10 protein-coding genes, 1 tRNA gene and 1 pseudogene are annotated in these 17,931 nt (G+C 69.8%); 5 read left to right on the plus strand and 7 right to left on the minus strand.

The genetic code is table 11. From position 1 onward, the window contains the following. The first annotated feature begins 58 nt into the window (after positions 1–58). On the plus strand, positions 59–2,866 hold the full coding sequence (gene topA / locus AWC02_RS10550) for a type I DNA topoisomerase (RefSeq protein ID WP_085128725.1): 2,808 nt from the start codon (positions 59–61) through the stop codon (positions 2,864–2,866). On the opposite strand, the gene AWC02_RS10555 is transcribed toward topA, so the two are convergent. Then, positions 2,867–4,543 carry an adenylate/guanylate cyclase domain-containing protein gene (locus AWC02_RS10555; protein WP_109560964.1) on the minus strand — a complete coding sequence of 559 codons (1,677 nt, stop codon included), beginning with the start codon at positions 4,541–4,543 and terminating at the stop codon, positions 2,867–2,869. 17 nt (positions 4,544–4,560) lie between these two features. Here AWC02_RS10555 and AWC02_RS10560 point away from each other — a divergent pair, with 17 nt between their 5' ends. From AWC02_RS10560 to AWC02_RS10570, 3 genes and pseudogenes are all read left to right on the plus strand, one after another. Beyond that, complete coding sequence (locus AWC02_RS10560) at positions 4,561–5,787, plus strand: DNA polymerase III subunit delta' (RefSeq protein WP_085128822.1); 1,227 nt, start codon at positions 4,561–4,563, stop codon at positions 5,785–5,787. Positions 5,788–5,816: 29 nt separating this feature from the next. Further along, positions 5,817–5,892: transfer RNA gene (locus AWC02_RS10565), tRNA-Thr, on the plus strand. Positions 5,893–6,111: 219 nt separating this feature from the next. Then, positions 6,112–6,891, plus strand: a pseudogene (locus AWC02_RS10570) (class I SAM-dependent methyltransferase); the annotation flags it as partial. Here AWC02_RS10570 and epsC read toward each other — a convergent pair. From epsC to AWC02_RS10590, 4 genes are read right to left on the minus strand one after another with little or no spacing between them, the layout of a single operon-like run. After that, positions 6,888–7,475 carry a serine O-acetyltransferase EpsC gene (gene epsC / locus AWC02_RS10575; RefSeq protein ID WP_085128726.1) on the minus strand — a complete coding sequence of 196 codons (588 nt, stop codon included), beginning with the start codon at positions 7,473–7,475 and terminating at the stop codon, positions 6,888–6,890. The pseudogene AWC02_RS10570 and the gene epsC sit on opposite strands and share 4 nt — an antisense overlap. An 8-nt stretch (positions 7,476–7,483) precedes the next feature. After that, on the minus strand, positions 7,484–8,419 hold the full coding sequence (gene cysK / locus AWC02_RS10580; protein ID WP_085128727.1) for a cysteine synthase A: 936 nt from the start codon (positions 8,417–8,419) through the stop codon (positions 7,484–7,486). 34 nt (positions 8,420–8,453) lie between these two features. Next, the gene (locus AWC02_RS10585) at positions 8,454–10,172 is read right to left on the minus strand and encodes a family 2A encapsulin nanocompartment cargo protein cysteine desulfurase (RefSeq protein ID WP_419179235.1); all 1,719 of its coding nucleotides are present in this window, start codon (positions 10,170–10,172) and stop codon (positions 8,454–8,456) included. Further along, complete coding sequence (locus AWC02_RS10590; protein WP_085128729.1) at positions 10,117–11,040, minus strand: family 2A encapsulin nanocompartment shell protein; 924 nt, start codon at positions 11,038–11,040, stop codon at positions 10,117–10,119. Before AWC02_RS10590 ends, AWC02_RS10585 begins: the two co-directional genes overlap by 56 nt. 288 nt (positions 11,041–11,328) lie before the next feature. Between AWC02_RS10590 and AWC02_RS10595 the strand changes: the two genes are divergently transcribed. Continuing rightward, complete coding sequence (locus AWC02_RS10595) at positions 11,329–12,609, plus strand: TQXA domain-containing protein (protein ID WP_085128730.1); 1,281 nt, start codon at positions 11,329–11,331, stop codon at positions 12,607–12,609. 28 nt (positions 12,610–12,637) lie between these two features. On the opposite strand, the gene AWC02_RS10600 is transcribed toward AWC02_RS10595, so the two are convergent. Both AWC02_RS10600 and AWC02_RS10605 read right to left on the minus strand, forming a co-directional pair. Beyond that, entirely contained in the window at positions 12,638–13,987 is a 1,350-nt protein-coding gene (locus tag AWC02_RS10600; RefSeq protein ID WP_085128824.1) for a M1 family metallopeptidase, read from the minus strand. Beyond that, positions 13,984–17,910: a Pls/PosA family non-ribosomal peptide synthetase gene (locus AWC02_RS10605; RefSeq protein WP_336385673.1), complete on the minus strand. Its 3,927-nt coding sequence runs from the start codon at positions 17,908–17,910 to the stop codon at positions 13,984–13,986. Before AWC02_RS10605 ends, AWC02_RS10600 begins: the two co-directional genes overlap by 4 nt. Positions 17,911–17,931: the final 21 nt, after the last annotated feature.

The following is a 17,931-nucleotide window of genomic DNA, read 5'->3' on the forward strand; positions in this document are numbered from 1 at the left end:
CAGTTGTCCACCGGCGGCGTGACGTGGCGGTGCGGACAGAAGTGGAGTGTAAGCGCAGTTGGCTGACCCCGGCCGCAACGGCGGCTCAAGTTCACCCGTGCGGCGGCTCGTCATTGTCGAGTCGCCCACCAAGGCACGGAAAATTGCGGGCTACCTGGGCAGTAACTACGTAGTCGAGTCCTCGCGGGGTCACATTCGGGACCTGCCGCGCAATGCCGCCGATGTGCCGGCGAAGTACAAGACCGAACCCTGGGCGCGCCTGGGTGTCAACGTCGACGCCGACTTCGAACCGCTCTACATCGTCAGCCCGGATAAGAAGAGCACCGTCACCGAGCTCAAGGGTCTGCTCAAGGACGTCGACGAGCTCTATCTGGCCACCGATGGTGACCGGGAGGGCGAGGCGATCGCCTGGCACCTGCTGGAGACGCTCAAGCCGCGCATCCCGGTCAAACGGATGGTGTTCCACGAGATCACCGAGCCGGCGATCCGCAACGCCGCGGAGAACCCGCGCGACCTGGACATCGACCTGGTGGACGCCCAGGAGACCCGGCGCGTGCTGGACCGGCTGTATGGCTACGAGGTCAGCCCCGTGCTGTGGAAGAAGGTCGCGCCGAAGCTGTCGGCCGGCCGGGTCCAGTCGGTGGCCACCCGCATCATCGTGCAGCGCGAACGCGAGCGGATGGCGTTCCGCAGCGCCTCCTACTGGGACGTGGTGGCTCAACTGGATGCCAGCGTCTCCGACCCCACGGCCTCGCCGCCCACCTTCACCGCCCGCCTGGTCGCCGTGGACGACCTCCGGGTGGCCAGCGGTCGTGATTTCGACTCGCTGGGGGCGCTGCGCAAGCCCGCCGAGGTGCGGGTGCTCGACGAAGCCGCGGCCACCGCACTGGCGGCCGGGCTGGCCGGTGCGTCCCTGTCGGTGACGTCGGTGGAGGAAAAGCCCTACACCCGGCGGCCCTACGCACCCTTCATGACCTCGACGTTGCAGCAGGAAGCCGGCCGCAAACTGCGGTACTCCGCCGAACGGACGATGAGCATCGCCCAGCGGCTCTACGAGAACGGCTACATCACCTACATGCGTACCGACTCGACGACGCTGTCGCAGTCGGCAATCGACGCCGCGCGCACCCAGGCCCGTCAGCTCTACGGCGAGGAGTACGTCTCGCCGTCGCCGCGGCAGTACACCCGCAAGGTCAAGAACGCCCAGGAAGCCCACGAGGCGATCCGGCCGGCCGGCGAGACGTTCGCCACCCCCGACGCAGTCCGCAACGAACTGGGCAGCGACGAGTTCCGGCTCTACGAGCTGATCTGGCAGCGCACCGTCGCCTCGCAGATGGCCGACGCCCGCGGCACGACGCTGAGCCTGCGGATCGGTGGCCAATCGCGCGACCAGCAGGTGATGTTCGCCGCCAGCGGCCGCACCATCACCTTCCCGGGCTTCCTCAAGGCCTACGTGGAGACCGTCGACGAGTTGGCCGGCGGTGAAGCCGACGACGCGGAGCGGCGGCTGCCGCAGTTGACCCAGGGTCAGCGGGTGGACGCCGCCGAGGCCACCCCGGATGGCCACGCCACCAACCCGCCGGCGCGCTACACCGAGGCGTCGCTGGTCAAGTCGCTCGAGGAGTTGGGCATCGGCCGGCCGTCGACCTACTCCTCGATCATCAAGACCATCCAAGACCGCGGCTACGTCTACAAGAAGGGCAGCGCGCTGGTCCCGACCTGGGTGGCGTTCGCCGTCATCGGGCTGCTCGAACAGCATTTCGGCCGGCTGGTCGACTACGACTTCACCGCGGCGATGGAAGACGAACTCGACGGGATCGCCGCGGGGCGTCAGCGCCGCACCGACTGGCTGCACAACTTCTACTTCGGTGGCGACTACGGGGTCGAGGACTCCATCGCCCGGGCCGGGGGACTCAAGAAGCTGGTCGGGGTGAACCTGGAGGGCATCGACGCCCGGGAGATCAACTCGATCCGGCTGTTCGATGACGAGCAGGGCAGGCCGATCTATGTGCGGGTGGGCAAGAACGGCCCCTACCTGGAGCGCATGGTCACCGGCGACGACGGCGAGCCGACCCCGCAGCGGGCCAACCTGGACGACTCCCTGCCGCCCGACGAGCTGACCCTGGCGCTGGCCGAGGAACGCTTCGCCACCCCGCAAGAGGGCCGATCGCTGGGCATCGACCCCGACAGCGGTCACGAGATCGTCGCCAAGGACGGCCGCTACGGCCCCTACGTCACCGAGGTCCTGCCGCCGCCCCCGGACGACGAGTCCGGCGCCACGGCCAAGAAGGGCAAGAAGCCGACCGGCCCGAAGCCGCGCACCGGCTCGCTGCTGCGCAGCATGAGTCTGGACACCGTGACGCTCGAGGATGCGCTGAAGCTGCTCTCGTTGCCGCGGGTGGTCGGGGTCGATCCCGAGTCCGGCGACGAGATCACCGCACAGAACGGTCGCTATGGGCCGTACCTCAAGCGCGGCACCGATTCCCGGTCGCTGGCGAGCGAGGAGCAGATCTTCGACATCTCCCTGGAGGAGGCGCTGAAGATCTACGCCGAGCCCAAACGCCGGGGGCGCCAGTCCGCGGCGGCTCCGCCGCTGCGCGAGCTGGGTGCCGACCCCGCCAGCGGCAAGCCGATGGTGATCAAGGACGGCCGGTTCGGTCCGTACGTGACCGATGGCGAGACCAACGCCAGCCTGCGCAAGGGCGATGAGGTGGCTTCAATCACCGATGAGCGTGCCGCCGAGCTGCTCGCCGATCGGCGGGCGCGGGGGCCGGTCAAGAAGGCCGCGAAGAAGGCCGTCCGCAAGGCGCCCGCGAAGAAGGCGCCCGCGAAGAAGGCAACCGCCAAGAAGGCCGCCAAGCGCTGATCAGTCGGCGGCTGCCGAGGCCTCGGCGTCTTCTGCCGGCATGGTCTCCAGCGTTGCCAGGTTCAACGGCCGTGCCAGCTGCGTCGGCACGGTGCGGCCGCGCAGCTCGACGATCTCGCCGACCTCCCAGCACAGCGCCTCGGCGTCCACCGCGCCGCTGACCGCGACTGCCGACGCCAGCACGTGGCCGTCGTCCAGTTTCGCCAGTTCGGTCAGCCGGGCGGCCTCGTTGACCGGGTCGCCGATCACGGTGTACTCGAAGCGGGCCCGGGCGCCGATGTGCCCGGCGATCGCCCGCCCGGCCGACACCCCGATGCCGAACTCCTCGGAACCGAGCACCGGCAGCAGGCCGTCGTGCAGCTCGCGGGCCGCGGCCAGGGCGGCACTGGAGGCGTCCGGGTGCTCGATGGGCGCACCGAAGATGGCCAGTGCGGCATCACCCTGGAACTTGTTGACGAAACCGCCGTGGCGCCCCACCGCCTCGACCACCACCCGGAAGAACTCGTTGAGCAGGTTGACGACCTCGCTGGGCGGCCGGGTGGCGGCCAGCTGGGTGGAACCCACCAGGTCGATGAACAGCACCGCCACGTCGCGTTCCTGGCCGCCCAACTCGGTGCCGCGCTCCAGGGCACGCCGGGCCACATCCTCGCCCACATAGCGTCCGAACAGGTCGCGCAGCCGCTGCCGCTCGGCGAGGTCGCGCACCATGTCGTTGAACCCGGCCTGCAGCAGGCCCAGCTCACTGGCGTCATAGATCTGCATGTGCGCGTTGTAGTTGCCGCGCTGCACCTCGCCCAGCGCCCACCGCAGCTGTCGCAGCGGGTCGGCGATCGACATCGACACCAGGACGGTGCCGGCCAGCCCGATGACCAGGGCGGCCAGTGCCATCAGCAGGATCGGGGTGAACAACTTGTCCGGTGAGGCGTTGAGCAGGGACGCCTTGCCGGCCAACACCGACAGCACGATCGCCAGCACCGGCACGCCCGTGGACAGCAGCCAGGTCAGCAGCTGGCGGAGGATGACACCGGGTGCCCGCAGGTTCTCCGGAGTGCCGTCGCGCAGGGCGGCGACGGCCACCGGTCGCAGCACCCGCTCGGACTGCAGGTAGCCGATGATCGCGGTGGCCGCTGCCCCCAGGGCCGTGGCGGTGACCACCACGGGCACGACGTGGTGCACCACCGGCCAGCTGATGGCGACGAACACCACCCCGCCCACCGTCCAGTAGCCGATGCTGATCAGGGACCGGTAGAACGGCATCCGCAGCGCCCGGGATCGCGCCAGTTCGGTGTCCGCGGGATCGGAGTCGCCGTGGGTCTCCAGATCGGCCAGCAGCGCCTCCCGGCGCTGCCAGCGGAACACCGGCATCAGCAACGCGGTGCTGATCGAAAAGCCGAGCCCGAACAGGAACAACAGCACGACGCCGAAGAGCACCAGATTCAGCCGCGGCAGGTCCTGCAGGTTGATCCGGTCCTCGTCGGGCAGGCCGAACCGCAGGAAGCCGAAGACGAACAGTGCGCCGATGATGTCGGCCTGCAGCATGCTCAGCGTGAAAACGGGCCAGGGTGTGCGCACAACCCAGCGGACGAATCGCTCGATCCGCCCGACCAGGGTCGTGGTGCTCACCAGCACACCGTATCGGGCGAGACGGCAAAGCCCGAGTCCGAATGTCCGGTCCAGGCACTACTGTGACCGTGATGTCCGGAGTTTTCACCCGCTTGGTGGGTCAGCAGACGGTGGAGGCCGAACTGCTGGCAGCCGTGCGGGCATCGCGGCAGCCCGGGGCGCCCGGGGCGATGTCCGCGGGCGGTATGTCGCACGCGTGGCTGATCACCGGCCCGCCCGGCTCGGGCCGGTCCATTGCGGCGGTGTGTTTCGCCGCGGCGCTGCAATGCACCGCCGAGGAGGAGCAGGGCGGCCCCGGTTGCGGCCGGTGCCGGGCCTGCACCACGACGATGGCCGGCACCCACGCCGACGTCCGGCGTGTCGTGCCGGAGGGGCTGTCCATCGGTGTCGACGAGATGCGGGCCATCGTGCAGGCCGCCTCGCGGCGGCCCGGGACCGGGCGCTGGCAGATCGTGGTGATCGAGGACGCCGACCGGCTCACCGAGGGAGCGGCCAACGCCCTGCTCAAGGTGGTCGAGGAGCCGCCGCCTTCGACGGTTTTCCTGTTGTGCGCGCCCTCGGTGGATCCCGAGGACATCGCGATCACCTTGCGGTCCCGGTGCCGTCATGTCGCGCTGGTGACCCCGCCGCTGACGGCGGTCGCCCAGGTGCTGATGGAGGTCGACGGCCTGGACTCGGCGACCGCGGAGTGGGCGGCGGCGGTCAGCGGCGGCCATGTCGGGCGGGCTCGGCGGCTGGCCACCGATTCGGAGGCCCGGCAGCGCCGGCAGCGGGCGCTTTCGCTGGCACGGGACGCCGCGACCCCGTCGCGGGCCTTCGCCGCGGTCGATGACCTGGTGGCCGCGGCCGAATCCGAGGCCCGGGACCTGACCGCCGAGCGTTCGGAGGCCGAGACCGAGGAGCTGCGCACCGCGTTGGGGGCTGGTGGCACCGGCAAGGGCACCGCCGGCACCCTGCGCGGCACCGCCGGACTGATCAAGGACCTGGAGCGGCGGCAGAATTCCCGCCACAAGCGGGCGTCGCGGGATGCGCTGGACCGCGCGCTGATCGACCTGGCCACCTATTTCCGCGACGCCCTGCTGGTCGCCATGGCCCCGGCCGGGGTGGCCCGGCCCAGCCACCCGGACATGACCGACGCGGCCGCAGCGATCGCGGCTCACGCACCGCCGGACCGGTTGTTGCGCTGCATCGAGGCGGTCCTCGAATGCCGCGAGGCGCTGGCGGCCAACGTCAAGCCCCGCTTCGCCGTGGGCGCCATGGTGGCAACCGTCGGACAGGCCCTGCGAGACGACCTGTAGACTGACCCGGCCCGGTTTAGACCGGGCGCGCCACCTTAGCTCAGTCGGTAGAGCAATTCACTCGTAATGAATAGGTCAGGAGTTCGATTCTCCTAGGTGGCTCCACAACGGCAGGTCCAGTAGGCACCGTGCGCCGGGCGCCTCGCCCGTTTTGAGTTACCCGTATGGCACGGCGCGCATTTGATGACAATCATTTTCATTAGCCCGGTGGCGACGCTAGGCTCAGTCACGCGCACACACCGAGGCGGGATCAACCGGCGTTGCACGTGCGCGCGACGCCGCGGAAGGTGAGCAATTCCGTTGTCCGCCAACCCAGCACCCGCAGTGTCCGCACTGTTTCGCTACATCGAGACCCTGCACGGCGACCGCCCCTGGGGCAGCATGCTCGACTCCGGTGCCGGCGTGAAGTCCCTGCAATGGATCCAGACGCTGCCGACCGACCGCTGGACCGCGATCACTGCCGCATCCGGGATGGCCGAGGCCAGCCGCGCCGCAGTCGGGGACGGCGTCCGGCCGCAGGATCGGATACTGGTGGGCAACTGGATCGATGACGGCCTGCTCGCCGGCGAGACGTTCGACACCGTGCTTGTCGATTATCTCGTCGGTGCGATCGAGGGCTTCGCGCCCTACTGGCAGGACCACGTCTTCCAGCGGCTGCGGCCCCTGGTCGCCGACGGCGGCCGGCTCTACGTCACCGGCCTGGAGCCCTATGTGCAGTACCCGCCGAACACCGAAAGCGGCCGGATCATCTGGGAGATCGGCCGCGTTCGCGACGCGTGCCTGCTGCTGGCCGGCGAACGGCCCTACCGGGAGTATCCGCTGGAGTGGGTGCTGCGGCAGCTTGCGCGGGCCGGCCTGCGCACGGTGCAGTTCCGCCGTTTCCCCATCCGTTACGGCCCCCGGCACGTCCACGGCCAGCTCGACATGTGCCGCCGGCGGGCCGAACGCTTCGGCTCGCCGGAGCTGGCCGCCTCGATGCTGCGCTACGTCGACGACCTGCAGCAGCGAGCGCTGGCTCTGCACGAGCGCGAGGGCGGCCTGCGGCACGGTCGCGACTATGTGATCGCCGCCGAGCCCATACCCGGCGCAGGTGCCGGGTCTTAGATGTACATCGCCGGGTCGATGTAGCTGGTTGGGTCGACCAGCGGCTCCCGCTGCTTCTCGGTGCGGTGCCGCACCGAGGCCGGAATGCCCGTGGCGATGCAGTCCGCCGGGACGTCCTGGGTGACCACCGCATTGGCCCCGATGGCGCTGCTGTCCCCGATGGTGATCGGGCCGAGGACCTTGGCACCGGCTCCCACGGTGACGCCGTTGCCGATGGTCGGGTGGCGCTTGCCGTGGCTCAGCGAGCGCCCGCCGAGGGTCACCCCGTGGTAGACCATGACGTCATCGCCGATCTGGGTCGTCTCGCCGATCACCACGCCCATGCCGTGGTCGATGAAGAAACGCCGGCCGATGGTCGCGCCCGGATGGATCTCGATGCCGGTGGCGAACCGGGTGGCCTGGGCCAGCAGGCGGGCCGCCCCGCGCAGCGCCGGCCTGGCCCACAGCCGATGTGCCACCCGATGCGACCAGATCGCGTGCAGGCCCGAATAGACCAGGGCGTTCTCGAGGTCCCCGCGCGCGGCCGGGTCATGGTCTCGCGCGTTGCGCAGGTCCTCACGCAACGTCTTCCACACGCCTGTCATAGGCGTGATCATTCCCTAATGTGCTCGAACAGCGGCGTCGAGATGTAGCGTTCGCCGAAGTCGGGGATCACCACCACGATCAGCTTCCCAGCGTTCTCGGGGCGTTTGGCCAGCTCCAGGGCGGCCCAGACGTTGGCGCCGGCCGAAATGCCACCGAGAATGCCCTCCTCGGTCCCCAGGGCGCGAGCCACCCGGATGGCGTCGTCGAACTGGGCGTCGATGATCTCGTCGTAGCAGTCGCGATCGAGCACCTCGGGGATGAAGTTGGGTCCCAGCCCCTGGATCTTGTGCGGACCGGGCTGGGCACCGTGCAGGATCGCCGAGTCCTTGGGCTCCACCCCGACGATCTGGACTTCCGGCTTGCGCGACTTGAGGACGTGCGAGACGCCGGTCAGGGTGCCACCGGTACCGATACCGGCGACGAAGATGTCCACCGCGCCGTCGGTGTCCTTCCACACCTCTTCGCCGGTGGTGCGTTCGTGGATGGCCGGGTTGGCCGGATTGGCGAACTGATTGGCCGCCAAGGCGTTGTGGGTGTCGGCAATGATCTGCTTAGCCCTGGCCACCGCGCCGGCCATACCCTCGGATCCGGGCGTCAGGACGATCTCGGCGCCGAAGGCCCGCAGCATCACCCGCCGTTCGGTCGACATGGTGTCCGGCATGGTCAGGATCACCTTGTAGCCGCGCGCGGCACCGACCATCGCCAACGCGATGCCGGTGTTGCCGCTGGTGGCCTCCACGATGGTGCCGCCGGGGCGCAACTCCCCGGCCTTCTCGGCAGCCTCGATGATCGCGAGACCGATGCGGTCCTTGACGCTGTTGGCCGGGTTGTAGAACTCGAGTTTGGCCGCGACCTGGGCACCCAATCCCTCGGTCAGCCGATTGAGCCGCACGAGTGGCGTGTGGCCGATCAGCTCGGTGACGTTGTCGTAGATCCTGCCCATCAATTGCCCTTTCTCACCAAAACCACCATCGGAGCTACGCGCTTCCCTCGGCGATGCGCCGGACGGCCCTGATGAACACGTCGATCTCTTCGAAGGTGTTGTAGAACGCGAACGACGGACGCACGGTGGCCTCCAGCCCGTAACGGCGCAGGATGGGCTGCGCGCAGTGGTGCCCGGCGCGCACCGCGATGCCCTCGCCGTTGAGGGCCTTGCCGACGTCGGCCGGGTCGTGGCCGGCCAACACGAACGACAACACGCTGGCCTTCTCGTCGGCGGTCCCGACGATCCGCACGCCCGGTATGGCGGCCAACCGCGGCGTGGCGTACTCCAGCAGCGCGTGTTCGTAGGCGGCGATACGTTCGATCCCCACCTGCTCCACGTAGCGCAGCGCCGCGCCGAGGCCGACGGCGTCGGCGATATTGCCGGTGCCCGCCTCGAATTTGTTGGGCGGTTGCTGGTACAGCGAACGCTCAACGGTGACGTCGGCGATCATGTTGCCTCCACCCTGCCACGGCGGCGTCTCTGCCAGGGCCTCTTCGGTCCCGTAAAGCACGCCGATCCCGGTGGGCCCGAAGATCTTGTGCCCGGAAAACGCGAAGAAGTCCGCTCCCAACGACTGTACGTCGATCGGGATGTGGGGAATCGACTGCGCCCCGTCGATCAGCACCCGGGCGCCGTAGCGGTGCCCGAGTTCGACGATCTCGTGCACCGGAGTGACGGTCCCCAACGCGTTGGAGACGTGCGTGGCGGCAACCAATTTGGTCCGCGGACCCAGCAGATCCTCGAACTCGCCCAACAGCAGGTTGCCTGCCGCATCCACCGGGGCCACCCGCAGAATCGCGCCGGTCTGCTTCGAGATCATCTGCCACGGAACGATATTCGCGTGATGCTCCAGATGTGTGATGACGATTTCGTCGCCGGGGCGCAGATGCTTGCCGCCCCATGCGTAAGCGACCAGGTTGATCGCCTCGGTGGTGCCCCGCACGAACACGATGTCTTCGCTGCGGGGCGCGCCCACAAACCGCCGGACAGTGTCGCGGGCATCCTCGTAGGCATCGGTGGCGCGGGCCGCGAGTTCGTGCGCGGCCCGGTGGATATTGGAGTTCTCGTGGGCGTAGAAGTACGCCAGCCGGTCGATCACGGCCTGCGGCTTCTGCGTGGTGGCGGCGTTGTCGAACCAGATCAGCGGTTTGCCGTTGACGGTCTCGCGCAGAATCGGGAAGTCGGCCCGCACCGCGTTGACGTCGAAAACCTCATGGGTGTCCGGCGTCGCCGGAACCGGCTGGGTGGCCGGCGCCGGGCGCGACAGGAAGTAATAGTTCGCCTCGTCGCCGCCGGTTGCCGGCGCCGGAGCATCGGGCAGCCCCAGGTGGGGAACCGCCGGACTGCCGGCCGGCCAGCCCGGGGCCGATCCGCGCGGAGCGACCGGGACGGCCGGGCCGGTGGCCGGATAACCGGCCAAAACGCCCGGCACGGTCGGCACGATGCCGGACGGCACCGCGAACGCCGCGAGGTCGCCCACCCCGGCCGGCAGCAGTCCGCTCGGATCGCCCGCCCCGCCCCGCGGGGCCACCGCGGTGGTCTGCGGGGGTGAGTCCGGACCGGGCTGAGCGCCGAGGGTGTAGAGCTGGTTGGCCAAGATCTCCAGCTCGGCCGCGCTGATCGGCGGGTTTCCCCCGGCAGCTACCGGCCCGGGGTCACTCGTACTCATGGAAACGGTCCACCGAGACGTCGTCGAGCACAGCGAGCGCATCGTCGGTGAGCACGGCCAGCGAGTTGTACAGCGTGACCAGATAGGACGCGATCGCCGACCGGTTGATCCCGGTGAACCGGACCGACAAGCCCGGGGCCTGCTCGCCGACCAGGCCGGGCTGGAACAACCCGACGACGCCCTGGCGCTCCTCGCCGGTTCGCACCAGCAGGATCTTGGTCTTGGAGTCTTCCACCGGAACCTTGTCGCTGGGCACGATCGGGATGCCGCGCCAGGTGATGAACTGCGCGCCGAACAGGTTCACCACCACCGGGGGCACGCCGCGGCGGGTGGCCTCGCGGCCGAAGGCGGCCACGCCCAGCGGGTGGGTCAGGAAGAACCCGGGCGTCTTCCACACCTTGGTGATCAGCGAGTCCAGGTCGTCGGGAGTGGGCGGCCCGGTGATGGTCGAGATGGTCTGCTCCGGGGTCACCTGGGCCAGCAGGCCGTACTCCGGGTTGTTGACCAGTTCGAACTCCTGGCGTTCCTTGATGGTCTCGATGGTGAGCCGCAGCTGCTGGGCGACCTGGTCGTGCGGGCTGGAGTACAGGTCGGAGACCCGGGTGTGCACATCGAGAATCGTCGAGATCGACCGCAGCGTGTATTCGCGTGGGCTGGTCTCGTAGTCCACGAAGGTCTGCGGCAGCGGTTCGGCAGAGCCCGCCCCCTGCTCGGCGTGAATGGCCACCTGACCGGGGTTGACCACTCGGTTGACCCGGTAGATGCCGGCTTCCACCGGAACCCAGTTCAGCAGGTGTAACAGCCAGCGCGGCGTGATCGTGGCCAGCTGCGGGACGGTCTTGGTCGCATTGGCCAATTGCCGTGCGGCAAGGTCCCCGAGGGCCTGAGATTCGTTCTGCGCGGACGTCATTGATTTCCTCCTGATGAGTAACGGCGCCAATCATGGACTATCGGTCGGGTTTGCCCACCAGTTGCGCTCATGGCGAATTGAAATCATGGCAACTCGCGCCGCTGCGGTACATGTCGTAGGGTATGTGTATGTCGAACATCACGCAGCCGCAGCCGCACGTTTCGTGCCGCCTTGCCGCGTGTTGTTGTCGTTGATTCTCTGACGCCCTGATTCCTTAGCGTCGCAGCCCGTCCCCGGTTTCCGGTCAGGTGCTGCCGTGCGCGCATCAGACCAGAAAGTCGACTCGGCATGACCGTTTCTGCCTCCGTTCTTCCGCTGACCGATACCCATCCCGCGGTGACCGTCCGCCGCAGGGTCCATCCGCGACCGGCGGTCGATATCGACCGGATGACCCGCTACCACGGCGGGACCTATTCGCACACCGTGGACCGCATCGTGTTCACCGACGGCACGAGCGCGCGCACGGATCTGATTCGGCTCAACCCCGGTATCGCGGCGTATTCGCTGGACTTTCACGGCATTGCGCCGACCCGCCCCTCGGCCTACCGCATCGACACCTGGTCGGCGGTTCCCCACCTGGGGGCCGCCGAACGGGACGCCCGCGAGGTCCAGGTCGACTGGATCCTGCGCAACTCCGTACCGCGGCACAGCACCGTCGAGGTGAGCCGGCGGTTGCGAGAGGCCGGGTATCTGGGCCGCGGGAACATCGCCGAGCACGAGGCGATAGCGGCCACCCAGGCGGCGATCTGGCGGCTGACCAACGGTTTAGAGCTGGACACCCGTGCCCGCACCGAGCCCGTCCGGGTGCTGCGCCGGCCCGACGGTGTGACGGTCGAGTTCGCCGAGGCCCTCGAATTGGGTGGGTACACCGTCGAACTGGTCGCCGCGCAGCCGGTGGAGGTGACGCTGCACAAATCCGACGACGGCCAGACCTGGCGCGAGGTGCTGTCGTCGCGGCTGTCCGCCCAGACCCCTGGGACCCGGCGCAAGGCGCTCGGGGTCGGGGCCACCGCCGGGGGACACCGCTACTACCGCCTGGCGGTGACCGGACCGGGGGCAGCCACCATCGGCGACGTCGGCTTCTGGCCCGACGGCACCAGCACCTACCGCAATCCCGACCGGATCGTGGCCCTCTACCGCTATCTGGTGGCGGGGGCGGCACGGGCGCGCACCACCGCACCCGGGTTGGACGTCTCGGATGCCAGCGTGACCGACGGGGTGGTGGGGCCGCTGCGCCTGGCCGTCGCGGACTCCGCCGCAGTCAGTGCGCAGGGCGCCGTTGTTCTGGACGCCGACGGTGCCGAGTTGGCCGATCCGGTACCGCCCGGCGGCGTCTTCTTCCTGCGTGCACGGCCGGGCGCGGTCTCGGCGCGGCTCCGCGTCACGGTGCCGGGCACCGAGGACGGCTACGGCGGCCGGGTTCTCACCGGGATCGCCGGCGACGAGCAGTCGCAGACGTACACCCCTGTTGCGCTGGCGGTCCCGGCTGCACTGGTGGTCGACTTCCAGGTGTCCTGGGCACCGCGGCAGGCCGGCGCCCGGCGGGCCCGGCGCTACCCGCGCCGATAGGGCGACGGGGAAAGGGCCCGTCCGGATGTCACCGCGGTGCCGACAACCCGGGAACGGCAGTGGAATACAGCCAGGCCTGCCAGAACGACTGCAGCGGTTGTGCGCTGTATCCGGCGGCCAGCGCGGTGAAATCCTCAGTGCCGGCGTTGCTGTGGCGGTAGCGCGAGGTCCAGTCGCGCAGTAAGGCGAAGAAGGCGTCGTCGCCCAGTCGGCCGCGCAGCACGTGCAGGGTGAGCGCGCCGCGTTTGTACACCCGGTCGTCGAACATCTCGACCGGTCCGGGATCGGCCAACAGCAGATCCTGCGGCAGGCCGGTCAACTGTCGGTGGTAGCGCCGGGCAAGTTGGTCGGCGCTGGGCCCACCGGAATGCTCCGACCACAGCCACTCGGCGTAGCAGGCGAACCCTTCGTGCAGCCAGATGTCGCTCCAGCGCCGCACGGTGACGCTGTTTCCGAACCACTGGTGGGCCAGCTCGTGGGCGATCAGCCGCGTCGACGAGCCGCGGCCGTTGCAGTGGTTGGCACCGAAGATCGAAATCCCTTGGGCCTCCAAGGGGATCTCCAGATCGTCGTCGGTCACCAGCACCGTGTAGCCGGCCGCCAGCGGGTAGGGCCCGAACAGTTGCACGAACAGCTGCATCATCTGCGACTGGCGTGCAAAATCCCGCTCGAACTCGGTCTGCAGGCGGGCGGGCAGCACCGCCCGGATGGCCACGGCCGACCCGGGTACCCGGCGGGTCACGTACCGGCCGATCTGCAGGGTGACCAGATAGGTGGGCGTGGGCTCCGGCTGATCGTAGGTCCAGGTGGTGCGGGTGGCGCGGACCCGCCGCGAGATCAGTTCGCCGTTGGCGAGCGCGTAGTAGGAGCTTTCGGTGCTGATCTGGATCCGGTAGCTGGCCTTGGCGCAGGGATGGTCATCGCAGGGAAACCATGTCGGTGCGCCATTGGGCTGACCCGAGACCAGGACGCCATCGGAAAGCTCCTCGAAACCGACTTCCCCCCAGACCGTTTCGCTGGGACGCGGCGATCCGGAATACCGGACCGCGATCACCAGGGCGGCACCGGCGGGCACCGTGGCGGCCAGGGTGATCCGCAGCTTGGCCCCCGAGGTGGCGAACCGGGCCGGCGGCCTGCCGTTGATCCACACCTTTGCCACCGACAGCGTGTCGGCGAGGTCCAGGGTGATTTCGCGCAGCGCGGCCAGCGCGACCGCGGTGATGGTCGCGGTGCCCGCCAGCCGGTTAATGCTGACCTTGTACTCCAAGTCCAGTTCGTAGCGCGAGACCCGGTAGCCGCCGTTTCCGCTGCCGGGCAGGTAGGGATCGCCGACGGGGGCCGGGGCCGGCGTCGCGGGAATCTTGGCCGGTTTGCTCACGCCGCCGGCTCCTGCCTGGTCGATGCCGCAGAGGGCTTCTTGCCCGGCAGCGGCCACGGCGCGATCGGATTGCCCTGCCAGCGGGTGGCGGGGGGCACCTGGTCGCCGCGCATCACCAACGAGGCCGGTCCCACGGTGGCCCCGGAGCCCAGCCGGGCCGCGGGCAATGCGACACAGTTGGGTCCCAACGTGGCGCCCGCCTCCAGGGTGACGGTGTCCATCTGCATGATGCGATCGTGGAACAGGTGGGTCTGCACCACGCAGCCCCGGTTCACCGTTGCGCCGGCGTCCAGGGTGACCAGGTCGGCTTCGGGCAGCCAGTAGGTTTCGCACCACACGCCCCGGCCGATGGTGGCTCCCAGAGCGCGCAACCACAGGTTCATCACCGGGGTGCCGGTGGCGGCCCGGGCGAACCACGGGGCGGCAACCGTCTCCACGAACGCGTCGGAGACCTCGTTGCGCCACACGAACGACGACCACAGGGGGCGCTGGCAAGCCCGGATCCGCCCCACAATGAGCCATTTCGCCAGCACTGCGCTGGCCCCGGCCGCGGCGCCCGCGGCCAGCAGCGCCACACCGCTTCCCAGTGCGGTCCAGCCGTAGCCGAATCGTGTTGCTGCCCACTGCAGCACGCCCAGCACGGCGACACCGATCGCGAAGGTGACGATGACGGGGAGCAACCGGAAGGTCTCGACCACCGCGCGCATCACCCACAGTCTGCGCGGTGGGCGGAAGGTCCGTTCGACATCGAGGTCGGCGGCTTTGCGGCGCAACCGCACCGGTGGGCTGCCCAGCCACGACGAGCCGGTCTTGGCCTTGTGCGGTGCGGTCGAGAGCACCGCCACCAGGGCATTGTCGGGTACCCGCCGGCCCGGCTGGGTGATCCCGGAATTCCCCAGGAACGCGCGCCTGCCGATGGTTGCCGGTGCGACATGAATCCAGCCGCCGCCCAGCTCGTAGGAGGCGACCATGGTGTCGTCGGCCAGGAAGGCGCCGTCGGCGATCGTGGTGTATTTCGGGATGAGCAATGCGGTGGAGATCTCGGTTCCCCGACCGACTTTCGCGCCCAGCAGTCGCAGCCACCACGGTGTTATCAGCCCTGCATAGAGCGGAAAGAGGTAGTCACGCGCGGCGTCCATCAGGCGTTCGGTGGCCCACAGTTGCCAGCCCACGCGGCTGCGCACCGGGTGGTAGCCGCTGTGCAGACCGATCGACAACAGCCGCACCCCGATCGCGGTCAGGGCGGCGTAGCTCAACATCGCGACCAGCGCGGCCGGTGGAGTCGCGAGCAGCGCCGGCCGAACGGCATCGGCCAGACTGGCGCAGTCCCGCACGGCACGGCCCACCACCGCCAGTCCGGCGCCCAGCGCTAACAGCGGCAAAGCGCCGAGCAGCAGCGAGGTCAGTCCGTACACCGCTACCCACAGCGGGCGCGGCGGCGGCCGGTGATCCGGCCAAGGGTGGTGCGCCTTACCGGATTTCATAGCCGGCGAGCCGGTCCAGTACTGGCCTTTCTTCACCTCGCCGATCACTCCCGACCCCGGCGCCACGTCGGCGTCCTTGCCCACGGAAGCGCCGGGCAGCAGCGTGGTGCGGGCGCCGATGCTGGCGTCATTGCCGACCGCGATCCGGCCGACGTGGAACCGGTCGCCGTCGATCCAATGCCCGCTCAGGTCCACCTCCGGTTCGATGGAGCAGCGGTTGCCCAGCGTCAACATTCCGGTCACCGGCGGGGTCGAGTGCAGGTCCACACCCTCGCCGATCTTGTTGCCCAGCGCCCGTGCGTAGTACACCAGCCACGGTGCGCCGGAAAGGTTCTCGGCGCCGCTGGCGGTGGCGAGCCGCTCGGCGATCCAGACCCGCAGATGCTCCGGTCCGCCGCGCCGGTAGGTCCCCGGCTCCAGGCGGGCCAGCAACAGGCGCGCCCCCAGCGCGGCGATCCCCATCCGGCCCAGCGGGGTGACGAACAGCACGAAGGCGGCCACCACCCACCACCAGTCGAGCCGCGCCAGCCAGGGCAACGGGTGCACCGCCGCCACGATGTTGTTGATCAGCGCCAGCCAGGTGACCCACTGCAGACCCGACAGCGTCGCCAGCGGCACCGACAGCAGCACCTGCGCGGCCTGGGTCAGCGGTGGGGTAGGGGCCACCGTGCGAGAGGCCAGAGCGGCCTGCGGCCCGCGGTCGCCGCGGCCCAGGTCGTCGAGGAACCCCGCAAGCGAACCCAGCCGGGGACGGTCGTAGAGCTGGGCGACGGTGGTCTGCGGGTAGCGCTGCCGCACCGCGGCCACCAGCTGTGCGGCTTGCAGCGATCCACCGCCCAGGGCGAAGAAATCGGCCTGTTCGTCATCGACCGGGGCGCCCAGCACGTCGCGCCACAATCCGGCCAGCCAGCCCAGGGTGCTGTCCGGATCGTCGGCACCGGCCATGCCCGGCCCGGCGGACTCCGGCCCGACGGGCCAGGGCAGTGCGTCGCGGTCCACCTTGCCCGAGGTGCGGGTGGGCAGCTCGTCGACCAGGACCAGCCGGGGAACCAGCGCGGCGGGCAGCCGGCGGGTCAGCTCGGCGCGCGCAGCCCCCAGGTCGAAGTCCGGGTCGGTGCTGACCAGGTAACCGACCAGCAGCGGGGCGCCGGTGGCGCTGGTCCGCACGGCCGCTGCGCCGCCGCTGACACCGGGCAGCGTCACCAGTGCGCTGTCCACCTCGCCCAGTTCGATGCGCCGGCCGCCGATCTTGACCTGATCGTCGGCCCGGCCGCAGAAGGTGAGACCTGCGGGGTCCAGTCGCACCAGATCGCCGCTGCGGTAGGCCCGGGACCAACCCAGGGCGGGCAGCGGCGCGAATTTCTCGGCATCCCGGTCGGGATCCAGGTAGCGGCCCAGCCCCACCCCGCCGATCACCAGTTCGCCGGTCTCCCCGTCGCCCACCGGCGCTCCGTCGGCGCCCAGCACCGCCAGGTCCCAGCCCACCAGCGGCAGCCCGATCCGGACCGGACCGCTGCCGTCGAGCTGCGCGGCGCAGGCCACCACGGTGGTCTCGGTGGGGCCGTAGGTGTTCCACACCTCGCGGCCGTCCACCGCCAGCCGGGCCGCCAGCTCCGGCGGGCAGGCCTCGCCCCCGAAGATCAGCAACCGGACCGCTTCCAGGGCCTCGGCCGGCCACAGTGCGGCCAGGGTGGGCACGGTGGACACCACCGTCACGTCCCGCGCCACCAGCCAGGGACCCAGATCCATGCCGCTGCGCACCAGCGACCGCGGTGCCGGCACCAGGCAGGCGCCGTAGCGCCATGCCAGCCACATCTCCTCGCAGGACGCGTCGAACGCGACCGACAGACCGGCCAGAACCCGGTCGCCCGGCCCGATCGGGTTGTCCTGCAGGAACAGCTGCGCTTCGGCGTCGACGAAGGCCGCGGCGTTGCGGTGCGTGATCGCCACGCCCTTAGGCGTGCCGGTGGACCCCGAGGTGAAGATGATCCAGGCATCGTCGCTGGGCTGCGGCGCCGTGGCCCGCCAGCCGCGCGACGCCCCGGGCCCACGTGTCAGCCCCGCTTCGGTGAGCACTGCCGCCACCTGCGCCTCGCCGAACACCAGCTCGGCGCGTTCGGGGGGATCGTCGGCATCCACCGGGACGTAGGCCGCACCGGTGGCCAGCGTGGCCAGAATCGCCACGTAGAGCGCGTAATTGCCCGACGGCATCCGGATGCCGATACGGTCACCGCGGCCCAGGCCGCGGGCGGCGAGCCACGCAACGCTGTCCTGGACGTCCTCGATCAGCTCGCCGTAGGTCAACACCACCTTGCCGTCGTCGATGGCCGGCGCGTCGGGGTAGCGGGCGGCGGTCTCCCACAGAATGTCGATCAGGGTGCGGGGAGACGGCGCAGCGGAGCCGCGCAGAAACTGTGCGGGAACTTGCGGGGCGGGCACGCCTGTAGAACGTACCGAGCG

The organism is Mycolicibacter engbaekii (assembly GCF_002101585.1).
GTDB lineage: Bacteria > Actinomycetota > Actinomycetes > Mycobacteriales > Mycobacteriaceae > Mycobacterium > Mycobacterium engbaekii.